This is a genomic window from Streptomyces sp. NBC_00569 (genome assembly GCF_036345255.1).
Lineage (GTDB): Bacteria > Actinomycetota > Actinomycetes > Streptomycetales > Streptomycetaceae > Streptomyces.
The window spans coordinates 2,656,678-2,668,743 of the sequence record NZ_CP107783.1 but is presented as its reverse complement, the minus strand read 5'-3'; the positions used below and the strand labels follow the sequence as shown (position 1 = coordinate 2,668,743).

At 73.8% G+C, this 12,066-nt stretch carries 11 protein-coding genes; 3 read left to right on the top strand and 8 right to left on the bottom strand.

Annotation, left to right across the window (positions count from 1 at the left end; genetic code table 11):
• Positions 1-7: 7 nt before the first annotated feature.
• The 6 genes from OHO83_RS12085 to OHO83_RS12060 all read right to left on the bottom strand — a co-directional run bounded on the left by OHO83_RS12085 (position 8) and on the right by OHO83_RS12060 (position 6,409).
• Entirely contained in the window at positions 8-1,288 is a 1,281-nt protein-coding gene (locus OHO83_RS12085; protein ID WP_405603600.1) for an amidohydrolase, read from the bottom strand.
• Positions 1,189-2,487: an amidohydrolase family protein gene (locus tag OHO83_RS12080; protein WP_330279430.1), complete on the bottom strand. Its 1,299-nt coding sequence runs from the start codon at positions 2,485-2,487 to the stop codon at positions 1,189-1,191. Before OHO83_RS12080 ends, OHO83_RS12085 begins: the two co-directional genes overlap by 100 nt.
• A 199-nt stretch (positions 2,488-2,686) precedes the next feature.
• Entirely contained in the window at positions 2,687-3,418 is a 732-nt protein-coding gene (locus OHO83_RS12075; RefSeq protein WP_266675348.1) for a GntR family transcriptional regulator, read from the bottom strand.
• Between the two features lie 61 nt (positions 3,419-3,479).
• A complete protein-coding gene (locus OHO83_RS12070; protein ID WP_116507920.1) occupies positions 3,480-3,839 on the bottom strand; it encodes a VOC family protein in 360 nt (119 codons plus the stop codon).
• 117 nt (positions 3,840-3,956) lie between these two features.
• Entirely contained in the window at positions 3,957-4,796 is an 840-nt protein-coding gene (locus OHO83_RS12065; RefSeq protein ID WP_266675349.1) for a class I SAM-dependent methyltransferase, read from the bottom strand.
• A gap of 107 nt (positions 4,797-4,903) precedes the next feature.
• Positions 4,904-6,409: a bifunctional phosphatase PAP2/diacylglycerol kinase family protein gene (locus OHO83_RS12060; protein ID WP_266675350.1), complete on the bottom strand. Its 1,506-nt coding sequence runs from the start codon at positions 6,407-6,409 to the stop codon at positions 4,904-4,906.
• 92 nt (positions 6,410-6,501) lie between these two features.
• On the opposite strand from OHO83_RS12060, the gene OHO83_RS12055 reads away from it, so the two are divergent.
• The 3 genes from OHO83_RS12055 to OHO83_RS12045 all read left to right on the top strand — a co-directional run bounded on the left by OHO83_RS12055 (position 6,502) and on the right by OHO83_RS12045 (position 10,633).
• Positions 6,502-8,133 (top strand): ATP-binding cassette domain-containing protein, encoded by a 1,632-nt coding sequence (locus OHO83_RS12055; RefSeq protein WP_266675351.1) that lies wholly within the window; start codon positions 6,502-6,504, stop codon positions 8,131-8,133.
• A gap of 218 nt (positions 8,134-8,351) precedes the next feature.
• A complete protein-coding gene (locus OHO83_RS12050; protein ID WP_266675352.1) occupies positions 8,352-9,611 on the top strand; it encodes an aminotransferase class I/II-fold pyridoxal phosphate-dependent enzyme in 1,260 nt (419 codons plus the stop codon).
• Positions 9,608-10,633, top strand: a complete 1,026-nt coding sequence (locus OHO83_RS12045) for an MBL fold metallo-hydrolase (protein ID WP_266675353.1) — start codon at positions 9,608-9,610, stop codon at positions 10,631-10,633. The genes OHO83_RS12050 and OHO83_RS12045 overlap by 4 nt, the downstream gene beginning before the upstream one ends.
• Here OHO83_RS12045 and OHO83_RS12040 read toward each other — a convergent pair.
• On the bottom strand, positions 10,613-11,275 hold the full coding sequence (locus tag OHO83_RS12040) for a DedA family protein (protein ID WP_266675354.1): 663 nt from the start codon (positions 11,273-11,275) through the stop codon (positions 10,613-10,615). The two genes, OHO83_RS12045 and OHO83_RS12040, sit on opposite strands and share 21 nt — an antisense overlap.
• A complete protein-coding gene (locus OHO83_RS12035; protein ID WP_266675355.1) occupies positions 11,272-12,045 on the bottom strand; it encodes an MBL fold metallo-hydrolase in 774 nt (257 codons plus the stop codon). The genes OHO83_RS12040 and OHO83_RS12035 overlap by 4 nt, the downstream gene beginning before the upstream one ends.
• Between the last annotated feature and the right edge of the window lie 21 nt (positions 12,046-12,066).

The following is a 12,066-nucleotide window of genomic DNA, read 5'->3' as shown; positions in this document are numbered from 1 at the left end:
CGGGTGGTCAGGGCAGCAGCAGCTCGCCGTCCCTGGCCACGACCCGGCCCGCCCTGACGACCAGGTCGCGCGCGGGCAGGTCCACCACGACCTGGGGCAGGCACTCGCCGCGCACCAGGAAGAAGTCGGCCGGTGAACCGACGGACAGATCCAGGTGGGGGAGGCCGACGACGCGGGCGCCGTCGTCGGCGGCGACACGGAAGGCGTCGGCCAACTCCTCGTCCAGACGCGCCCCCTGGGCCCGGGCGAGCAGGTGCGCCCGGTGCAGCATGTCCGCGTTGCCGAACGGGCTCCACGAGTCGCGCACCCCGTCCGAACCGAGCCCGACCCGCACCCCGAGCTCGCGGAGCCGGCGCGTGGGCAGGACCAGCGGCCGCGAGGGCGCCACGGTCGTCAGGGAGATCCCCGCGTCCGCCAACTCGGCGCCCATGCGGTCGAGTTCGACCCCTTCGAGGCCCGGCACGCAGAACGCGTGACTGATGCTGACCTTGCCCTGGAGGGACAGCGCCCTGGTCCGGTCGATGATCGCGTGCACCGCGGACAGGCCGGGGACGGACCGGTCGTGGAGGTGGATGTCGACGCCCACGCCGTGCCGGTCGGCGATCCCGAAGACCAGGTCGAGCTGGGCGTCGAGCGCCTCGTCGAAGCCGATCGGGTCGATGCCGCCCACGAGGTCGATGCCACCGGTGCGGGCCGCCTCCTCCAGGAGCTCCGCGGTGCCGGGCGCCCGCAGGACGCCGTGCTGCGGGAAAGCGACGATCTGCACGTCGACCGCGTCCCGCAGCGCCTCGCGCGCGGCGCCGACACCCTCGACACCGGCAAGGCCGAAAGCGGGCGCGACATCGACATGGGCCCGCATCGCCCGGGTGCCCCGGGTGATCGCGTGCGCCATCAGGCGCTGGGCGCGGTCCTTGAGGGGCGTGGTCTGCGAGCGGTACAACTCCGCGTCCGCCGCGGCGAATTCGGCGATCCCCGACGCGGGTTTGCGCGACACCCAGGGCTCGCCCCACGCGGTCTTGTCCGGGTGGATGTGCGCGTCCACCAGGGTCGGCAGCGCGATCCGGCCGCCGCAGTCGACGACCTCGGCGCCCTCGGGCGGCGGACCGTCCACGATCACCCCGTCGACGACCGTGAGGTCCACGGCCTCCGTCGCGCCGAGCGGGCGTACGTTCCGGAAGACGGTGGCCGTCATACGGCGACTCCCGTACGCACCACGCGCACCGGCTTCTTCAGCACCGACACGTCGGCGAGCGGATCGCCGGACAGCAGGATCGCGTCGCCGGCGTATCCGCGCGCGAGACGGCCCACCTTGCCCTCGAAGCCGAGAAGACGGGCCGCGTTGGTGGTCGCGGTGCGGATCGCGTCGAGCGCGGACAGGCCGGCCGAGTACATCATCTCGATCTCGGCGCCGATCGGCTCGACCGAGCCGCCCGACGAGTCCGTGCCGGACACCAGACCCACGCCCAGCTCGTGGGCGAGCTTCGCGGCGGCCTTGAGCTTCGGCAGGTAGGTGCGGCCGCGCTCGTCGAGAACCGGGTCGGGGTCGCCGATCATGCCGCCGATCGCGACCATCGTGGGCGTGAAGTACGTACCGCGGCGGCGCATCTCGTGCAGGGTTCGCTCACTGATGAACGCGCCGTGCTCGACGGACTTGACGCCGGCCATGACGGCGTCGTGGCAGCCCTTCTCGCTGTAGCTGTGGCACAGCACGTCCTTGCCGCCGCGGCGGGCGGTGGCGACGATCGTGGAGAGCTGCTCGCGGCTGTAGACCTGCTCCAGCGGGTCCTGCTCGGCCAGGCCGGCGCGCGGGTTCACGCGTGTCTTGACGGTGTCGACACCACGGGCCAGGTTGACCTCGACGACGCGGCGCAGCGCCTCGGTCGAGGTGACGCCGCCCTTGAGGCGGGCGAGCGGGGTGAGGTCGGGGTCCGCGAGGATCGTGTCACCGAGGTCGGGCGTGACGAAGATGCCGGACGCGCGCAGCCTGGGGGCCAGGCCCGGGGCCTGCCGGGAGAGCTCGCGGACAGCGATGTCCTGGTAGAAGTTCGTCGAGCCGCTGCGCGCGGTGGTGGCGCCGAGCGCGAGGGTCTTGGCGGCCTCGGCGGCGGTGTTCAGGTGGATGTGCGAGTCGACGAGACCCGGCAGGACCCACTGGCCGTGCGCGTCGAGGACGGTGACGCCGGCGGGCACGTCGACATTCTTGCGCTTGCCGGCCGCGCGGACGACGCCGTCACGTATGACGACGACCGCGTCCTCGGTGACCTCGCCCGTCGCGGGGTCGAGGAGGGTGCCGCCGTCGATGACGAGGTCACCGCCGCGGGGGGCGTTCCCGGAGCGGGCGGCGGACGCGCGGGTCATCGGGGCGGCGGCGGACGCGCCGGGCGCGGCGGCGAGGGCGGCGGCGGTGCCCGCGAGCGCGGCGGCACCCGCGAGTACGCCTCGGCGGGTCAGCCGGTTCGACGGCGGGGGGCAGTTCTCGACGCACATGCGGGGCTCCTCGGCGGGTGGCGGGAGGGATCGGCTGGTCCGACATTTTGTATACCAAGATGAGGGAGCGGGCAAGGAGTGGATGATTCCGCTCAGGCCTGACCTGCATGTTCTGCCCGAACTCTGGTCAACCGGAGCAAGGGTCGGCAGTAGCCTGGTATACAAAGCGGCGCCGTCTCGGTCACCGTCTCTGAGGACGTCACCCCCGGCCGTCATCGCCCTCGTCGCCGAAGAGCGAGCGCAGCGCCACCGACCGGCTGTCGCGCACGTGCAGCAGCGTGCTCGCGGCGGCCGTCTCCTCGTCGCCCGCGACGATGTGCCGGAAGATCACCGCATGCTGCGCCCGCATGTGGGCGGGCTCCTCGCGCAGGCCGAACAGGAGCTGGAGCTGCCAGCCGAGCTGCTCCATGGTCCGCGCCAGAAGAGGGTTCCCGGACAGGGTCACGATGCCCTCGTGGAACGCGGTGTGCGCGGCCACCTCACGCGCGCCCTCGTCGGCCGCGGCCGCCCGCTCCGCCACGTCCAGCGTCCCGCGCAGCGCGCCTAGCCCCTCCGGCTCCCGCGGAGCGGCCCGCCCGACCCGCCGGGCCGCGAGCCGGGACGCCTGTACGGCCAGCGGCTCCCACACCTCGTAGAGATGCTCCACATCGGCCCGCGCCAGCCGCCGTACGCGCACCCCGCTGTGCGGCAGGAGTTCGAGCAGGCCCTCGGTGACGAGCGAACGCAGCGCCTCCCGCACGGGGACGCGCGACATCCGGAGCTCTTCGGCGACCTCGCGCTCCACGAGCCGGGAGCCCTGCGGGTAGCGCCGGTCGACGATGCGCTCCCGGATCGCGTCCCGCGCGCGCGAGCCGAGCGGCGGCCGGGCCCCGCCGTTCTTCGCGGATTGCCCGGCCTCTCGGGTCTCGCCGCCGTCGTCGTTGCCCGCCATGTGCACCGTCCTCGCTCCCGCGTCCCGGGCGAGGATACGGGGACGGGCCCCTGACCTGTCGCTAAGCCTGGGCCTGGCCCTGCCGGTCGGCGTACTCGAAGACCGAGCCGTCCGGGTGCATCGCGATGAGGTTGCGGCCCGCGGGTGTCGGGACCGGCCCCGCGAGGACGTGTGCGCCGGACGCGCTGAGGACGGCGTGCGCCTCGTCGACGTCCGGGACGGCGATCGTCGCCGCGACCTTGCGCAGGACGTCGATCTCCTCCTTCGGACCGCTCATCAGGAGGAAGCAGCCGACCGCCGCGACGGAGACCCCGCCGCGCTCGAAGCGCAGGGCCCGGCTGCCCGCGAGCCGTTCGTAGAACGCGACCGAGGACTCCAGGTCCTCGACGCAGATACGCAGCGTGGTTCCCAGGATCTCCATGGCGGTGAGCGTAGTTGGCCACGCGCGGACGCGTGATCGTTTCCGGGGATCGGTCAGGAGCGGGCGGCGGGCCCGTGTCACCGGGAGGCCGGCGGCACGGGCCCCGCATCGCCCGGCTCAGCTCGCGGCGCCCTCGCGATCCGTCTTGCGGCACAGGATCTCGCCGTGCAGCACCGAGAACCAGGCGTCCGGCTGCTTCCCCCACGTCCGCCAGGCCTCGGAGATCTCCTCCAGCTGACCGGCCGTGGCGTGGCCGCTCTCCGTCGCGCGGTCGGCGTACGCGGAGGCGACGGTGCGGTCCGCCCACAGGCCGCTCCACCAGTCGGTCTCGTCCGGCGAGGAGTAACACCAGGTGGAAGAGGAGGCGTTGATGTCGGCCGGGGAGAAACCCGCCTCCAGTGCCCAGGACTTGAGGCGCCGGCCCGCGTCCGGTTCGCCGCCGTTGGCGCGGGCGACCCGCCGGTACAGGTCCAGCCAGTCGTCCATGGCCGGCGCGTTCGGGTACCAGGTCATGGCCGCGTAGTCCGAATCGCGGACGGCGATGAAACCGGTGGGCTTGGTGACGCGGCGCATCTCGCGCAGGGCCTGCACGGGGTCGCCGACGTGCTGGAGCACCTGGTGGGCGTGCACGACGCAGAACGTGTCGTCCGGGTAGTCCAGTGCGTGGACGTCCGCGGTCGCGAAGTCGACGTTGGTCAGGCCGCGTCCGGCCGCTGTCGCCCGGGCCTGGTCGAGGATCCCCGCGGCCTGGTCCACGCCGGTGACGTGCCCCTCGGGGACCAGCGCCGCCAGGTCGGCGGTGATGGTGCCCGGGCCGCACCCGATGTCCAGGATCTTCATGTGCGGCTTCAGCGAACCGAGCAGATACGCCGCCGAGTTGGCGGCGGTGCGCCAGGTGTGGGAGCGGAGCACGGACTCGTGGTGGCCGTGCGTGTAGACAGCGGTCTCCTTCGGCATGGCGGACCCCTTCGCAAGATCGGTGAGCGGTGAACCCAGTGAGATCACCGTACGCCGCTCCTCCGAATATTGAGATGGCCATCTCATGATGCGGACCTGATGTGGTGTCACAGTATGGTCAGCGGCCGGTAGACCCGCAGCGCCTCGTGCTGCTTCTCGATGACCAGCTCCCGCCCGCACGGGCCGACTTCGCCGTCGAAGGCCAGTGGTGTGCCGGGGCTGATGTGGTCCATGCGCAGCCGCGTGCGCCGGACCGCTGCGTGGAACGGGGAGCGGGAGAGCGGTCCCGCGAACGCCGCCGCCAGCAGTCGTACGCCCGGCAGCCGGCCGCCGTGCACCACGCGCACGTCGAGCAGGCCGTCCGCGAGATCCGCGCGCCGCCCCGCCGTGAGCCCCATCCGGCGGTACGTGCAGTTCCCGGCGAACACCATCCACAACGGCCGCCGGGTGCCGTCCAGTTCGGCCTGCAACGGGTGGTCGCGGCGCAGCACGTGCGTGGCGGCGACCACGTCGGCGAGCCGTCCGCCGATCCGCCGCGACCAGCGCTCGCGCTCCTTCACCAGCTCCGGGTACACGCCCAGGCTGAAGGTGTTGAGGAAGATCCCCGAGGTCGCCGACGACCGGAAGCGGCCGACGTCGACCGCGACGGCGTCGCCCGCCTCGACGGCCCGCGACAGATCGCCCGGGTCCTCGATGCCCAGGTCGTACGCGAAGTGGTTGAGCGTGCCGCCGGGAAGCACGGCGAGCGGCAGACCGTGGCGCAGGGCGACCCCTGCCGCCGTGTTCACGGTGCCGTCCCCGCCGCACACCCCGAGCGCCCGCGCCCGGGTCGCCGCCTTCTCCAGCGCGGTCGGCACATCGGACCCGGAGGCCTCGACGATCTCGGCCTGCGGCAGCAGCCCGCGCAGCGCTCGCGCCTGGTCCGGACTGCCCGCGCCCGTGTTGACCACCATCACCAGGCCCTCACCGCCGGGCAGCTTCGGCACGTCGTCCACCAGCGGGCGGCCCGGCGAGGGCATCTGGTCGCGGGTCGGCACGAGTCCCCGCACCGCGAACGCCGCGCCCGCCCCGAGCGCGGCGCCCGCGAGGACATCGCCCGGGAAGTGAGCGCCCGTATAGACACGGGACGCGGCGACGGAGAGCGCGAGGGGCGCCACCAGCGCGCCCAGCGGACGGGACTCCAGCGCGACGCCCGCCGCGAACGCGGCCGCCGACGCCGCGTGCCCGGACGGGAACGAGGTCGTGACCGGCTGCCGCTTCAGGCGCCGAACCAGCGGCACCGGGTCGAGCACGGGCCGCGGCCTGCGTACCGAACGCTTGCCGAGTGTGTTGATCGTCACGGATGCCACGGCGAGCGAGGCGACACCGCGCACGGCAGCGCGGCGGGCCTTCGGCGAGCCGCCCACCGCCAGCGCGCCCGCCACCGCGAACCACAGCACCCCATGGTTCGCGCTGCGGCTCAGCCGGGGCAGGACGCGGTCGGCGCCAGGCCAGTGCCGCCGCGCCGCGTACTCGAAAACACGCAGGTCAAGCGCGGCCAGTCGGCCGCGCAGGCCGGGCCCGGAAGGGGTCGCGGTCCGCCAGGTCGTCAAAGGGTCGAGGTCAGCGCACATTGCGCACGTGTACCCGCCCCGGGACCGCGCACCCCCAAGGCGTGCCGAAATCGTTTTGCTCCTCACCCGGCCGGGCGCCCACAATGCGGACCATGGGACATCTGGAAGCCGCGCACCTCGAGTACTACTTGCCGGACGGGCGGGCGCTGCTCGGTGATGTCTCCTTCCGGGTCGGGGAGGGCTCCGTGGTCGCCCTCGTCGGGCCGAACGGCGCGGGAAAGACGACGCTCCTCAAGCTGATCTCCGGCGAGCTGAAGCCGCACGGCGGCACTGTCACCGTCGGCGGCGGACTCGGCGTGATGTCGCAGTTCGTCGGCTCGGTGCGCGACGAGACGACCGTGCGCGACCTGCTCGTATCGGTCGCGACCCCGCGGCTCAGAGAGGTCGCGAAGGCCGTCGACAAGGCCGAGCACCTGATCATGACCGTCGACGACGAGGCGGCGCAGCTCCAATACGCGCAGGCCCTGTCCGACTGGGCCGAGGCACGCGGCTACGAGGCCGAGACGGTCTGGGACATGTGCACCATGGCCGCCCTCGGCATCCCGTACGACACGGCGCAGTTCCGCGAGGTCCGCACCCTCTCCGGCGGCGAGCAGAAACGACTCGTCCTCGAAGCGCTGCTGCGCGGCACCGACGAGGTCCTCCTCCTCGACGAGCCGGACAACTATCTCGACGTGCCCGGCAAGCGCTGGCTGGAGGAGAAGCTGCGCGAGACCCGTAAGACGGTCCTGTTCGTCTCCCACGACCGGGAGCTGCTCGCCCGCTCCGCCGAGAAGATCGTCAGCGTCGAGCCGGGACCCGCCGGCGCCGACGCCTGGGTGCACGGAGCCGGCTTCGCGACGTACCACGAGGCGCGGCGCGAGCGGTTCGCGCGCTTCGAGGAGCTGCGCAGGCGCTGGGACGAGAAGCACGCCCAGCTGAAGAAGCTCGTGATCAACCTGCGGCAGGCGGCCGCGGTCAGCCACGAGATGGCGTCCCGCTACGCGGCGGCGCAGACCCGCCTGCGCAAGTTCGAGGAGGTGGGACCCCCGCCCGAGCCGCCGCGCGAGCAGGACATCACCATGCGCCTGCAGGGCGGTCGCACCGGGGTGCGGGCCATCACCTGCAAGGGCCTGGAGCTGACCGGCCTGATGCAGCCCTTCGACCTGGAGGTCTTCTACGGAGAGCGGGTCGCGGTCCTCGGCTCGAACGGCTCCGGCAAGTCGCACTTCCTGCGGCTGCTCGCCGGGAACCCCGACGACCAGGTCGCGCACACGGGGGAGTGGAGGCTCGGCGCGCGCGTCGTGCCCGGCCACTTCGCGCAGACCCACGCCCACCCCGAGCTCCAGGGCCGCACCCTGCTCGACATCCTCTGGCTCGACCACGCCAAGGACCGTGGCGCGGCGATGGGACGGCTGCGGCGCTACGAGCTGACGGCCCAGGCCGAGCAGAAGTTCGAGCGACTCTCGGGCGGCCAGCAGGCCCGCTTCCAGATCCTGCTGCTCGAACTGGCCGGAGTGACGGCGCTCCTCCTCGACGAGCCGACGGACAACCTCGACCTGGAGTCCGCCGAGGCGCTCCAGGAGGGCCTGGAGGCGTTCGACGGCACGGTCCTCGCCGTCACGCACGACCGCTGGTTCGCCCGCTCCTTCGACCGCTACCTCGTCTTCGGCAGCGACGGCCGCCTGCGCGAGTCCGACGAACCCGTCTGGGACGAGCGCAGGGTGGAGCGGGCGCGGGGGTAGCCGCCGCGGCGCCCCCTGCTGTCGCCCCGTCACCCACTCGGCCCAGGCCCGCGGCACCCTCCCCTCACCGCACTCCCCCGTGCTCCCGCTTCCGCGCGACGGGCACCGATCCAACCGTGCAGGCCGCGCGGGAGTGTGCGGCTCGGGAGAGGCTGGGGAGGGTATGAGGTGCCCATGAGGTCCCGGCAGTGCGGACTGGCAGCGCGTGGAGGTGGCACATGCGGGGCAACGACCACGGGATCCTGGAGGGGCGCGGGCCCGTCCGGTACGGGCCGCCGCTGCCGGACGACGGCCTTCCCGTCCTGCCCGAGCTGGCCGCCGCGGCCGCCGCTGCGGACCCGGCAGTACCGGAACCGCCCGGCGGCGCCCCCGTCCTCCTCGACGCCGCCTGCGGCTACTGGCTGCGCCGCGGTCTTCCCGCCGAGCCGGGCAGCACCGCTGCCGCGCCCGGCGGCGTACCCCTGCTCCTCGCGCTGACCGCCGCGATCGGCGGCGACGTGCTGCTGCCCCGGCCCTGCCCGGCCTGGTGGGAGCCCCAGGCGCGGCTGCTGGGCCGGTCGGTCTTCCATGTGGCGACGCCCGCCGAGTGCGGCGGCGTCCCCGATCCGTACGCCCTCCTCGAAACCGTGCGCCGGGTCCGCGCCGAGGGCGGCGACCCGCGGCTCCTCGTCCTGTCCGTCGCCGACGACCCGACCGGGACGGTGCCGCCGCCCGAGATCGTCCACGAGGCGGTCGAGGCCGCCGCGGAGGAGGGCCTGCACATCGTCAGCGACGAGACCTGGCGCGACACCCTGCACCACGACCCGGCCCGCACCACCGTCCTGATCGACCCCGCCGAGATGCTGCCCGAGCACGTCACCGTCGTCACCGACCTCACCGGCGCCTACCTGCCGCCCGGACTGCCCGCGGCCGTCGCCCGCCTCCCCGCCACGGCACGCGGGGCCGCGCTGCGCGCCCGCGTCCTGGACATCCTCACGGCGCTCGGCGCGGTCCTCTCCGCGCCCGCCGCGGCGGCCGCCACCTACGCGCTGGGCGAACCCGCCGGGATCACCGCGCGCCTGCGCGCCGCGACCGCCCTCCACGCGCGCGTGGCCGCCGCCGTCCACCGCGCGCTGCTCGTCTCCGGCGGACTCGCCCGGCCGCCCGAGGCCGGCCGCCACCTGTACGCGGACCTGGACCGGCTGCGCCCCGCGCTCGCCGCCCGCGGTGTCGGCGACGCCCAGGACCTGGAGGACCGCCTCTCCGAGCGGCTCGGCATGCCCACCCCCGGCGGCCACCGCTTCGGCGACGACCTCGCCGCACTGCGCGTACGCCTGTCCACCGGCCCCTTCCTCGGCTCAACCCCGCAGGAGCGCATGACGTCTCTCACCGCACCGGAACCTCTGGAATTGCCGCACGTACAGCGCGCGTTGAGCATGTTGGAGTCGGCGCTCGACGATCTCAGGGCCGACGTCAAGGGATGGGAGAGTCCTCGATGACGCAGCAGTCCGAGTCGACGGCACAGCGGGCTGATGCCCCCGCGTCCTTCGTTCCCCTCGCCGAGCCGAAGCCGCTCGGCGGGGCACGCACCTGGCCCAAGTCGTTCGCCGACCGTCTGACGGCGCCGCTGCCCGGACTGCGCGCCTTCGCCCGGTTCGCCAGGGAGGGCGCGCTGCGGCCGCCGCCCGAGGCCCTGAACGAGATCGCCGCCCTGCCGTTCGAGCCGGGCCCGCTGCCGGCCGTGGACGCCCGTACCGTCGCCGTCAGCTGGGCGGGCCACGCCAGTTGGGTGCTGCGCATAGGCGGCCTGACCGTGCTCACCGACCCCGTCTGGTCCCGCAAGATCCTCGGCACCCCGGCACGCGTCACCCCCGCGGGCGTCGCCTGGAGCGCCCTGCCGCGCGTCGACGCCGTCGTCATCAGCCACAACCACTACGACCACCTGGACGCCCCCACCCTCAAAAGACTCCCGAAAGACACCCCCGTGTTCGTGCCCGCCGGACTCGGCCGCTGGTTCACGCGCCGCCGCTTCACCCGCGTCACGGAGCTCGACTGGTGGGAGGCGGCCGAACTGGACGGCGTGCGCTTCGACTTCGTCCCGGCCCACCACTGGTCCAAGCGCAGCCTCGTCGACACCTGCCGCACCCTGTGGGGCGGTTGGGTCCTCACCGACCTGGAAGGACAGCGGGTCTACTTCGCGGGGGACACCGGATACGGGCACTGGTTCTCGGAGATCGGCAGCCGCTACCCCGGCATCGACCTGGCGCTCCTGCCCATCGGCGCGTACGAGCCGCGCTGGTGGCTGCGGGACGTCCACTGCGACCCGGAGGAAGCGGTCCGGGCGGCGCAGGACGTGGGTGCGCGCCGGATGGCGCCCATGCACTGGGCGACGTTCCTGCTCTCGGCCGAGCCGGTCCTCGAACCCCTCACGCGCGTACGAGCCGCGTGGCAGAAGGCGGGCCTGGCGCGCAAGGACCTGTGGGACCTGCCGGTGGGCGCCTCACGCGTGCTGACCGTCTGAGCGGCCCCCGCGCAGCCGCCGCCACACGGCGGGCGCCGCGCTGATCAGCAGCGTCAGGCCGACCGCCGCCACGACGCCCTCCCACGGCTCGCTGAACAGCGAGCCGCCGAGGATGCCGATGAGCTGATACGTCAGGGCCCAGGCCAGGCACGCCGGGACGTCCCCGCGGGCGAACTGCCGCAGCGGCATCCTCGCCATCAGGCACGCCAGCATCACGGGGATACGCCCGGCGGGCACGAGCCGGGACAGGACGAGCACCATCACTCCGTGGTCGGCGAGCTTGTCCTGCGCCTGCGCGAGCCGCTCCTCGGGCGCCCGGTCGCGGATCGCGGCCAGCCACTTGCTGCCGTTCTTCGAGCCCATGCCGCGCTGCCCCAGCCAGTACAGCGCCACATCGCCGAGGAACGCAGCGAACGCGGAGACACCGAACACCAGCAGCAGCGAGAACGGAGCCGTCTGATGGAAGGCGACCACCGCCGCCGAGCTGACGAGCGCCCCCGTGGGGACGACCGGCACGAGCGCCCCGATCACGATCAGCAGGAACAGCGACGGATATCCGACCGCCTGCTGGGTGGACTCCGGCGGCGTGTGCGCCACCGCGGCGGCGAGCAGCTCATGGCCCGCGCCACTGGCAGGGTTCACCGGGCGACCTCCGGCCGCACGCTCTCGCCATGGCCGAGCAGATGCACCGTCACCTCGGGCGCCAGCTCGGCGGAGCGCCGCACGAACTCGTCGCCCGGCGCGTGGAATTCGTGCGGCCGCACCGCGTCCAGGCCGATCGGCCAGTACGTCCCGTAGTGCACCGGCACGGCGCTGCGCGGCGCGATCCGCGCGAGCGCCTCGGCGGCCCGGCCCGCGTCCAGGTGGTGCGGCCCGAGACAGGGCCCCCACCCCCCGACCGGCAGCAGCGCCACATCCACCTCGCCCACCGCCTCCGCCATGGAGTCGAAAAGCCCGGTGTCGCCCGCGAAGTAGGTACGGGCCTCGCCGCTCACCACGAACCCGAGCGCGGGGGAGCGGTGCGGTCCCACGGGGATGCGCCGCCCGTCGTGCGACGCGGGCACGGCCCGTACGACGAGGCCGCCCACCTTCACCTGGGTGCCCGGCTCGACCTCGGTGATCCGCAGATGTGTGAGCTTGCGCAGGCCGGGCACCGCGCGCCGGGCCCCTCGCGGGAGCAGGACCAGGGTGCCGGGGGCGAGCCGGGCCAGGGACGGGACGTGCAGGTGGTCGGCGTGCAGATGGGACACGAGGACGACGTCGGCGACGGCGGCCTCGGGCGGCGGGGGCGCCCCGCGCCGCCGGCGCAGATGGGCGAGGCGGCGCGTGAAGAGCGGGTCGGTCAGCACACGGATCCCCGAGTCCTCGACCGTGCAGGTGGCGTGACCCCACCAGGTGATCTCCACCGGCACCTCCAGGACCTCCTCCGTGCG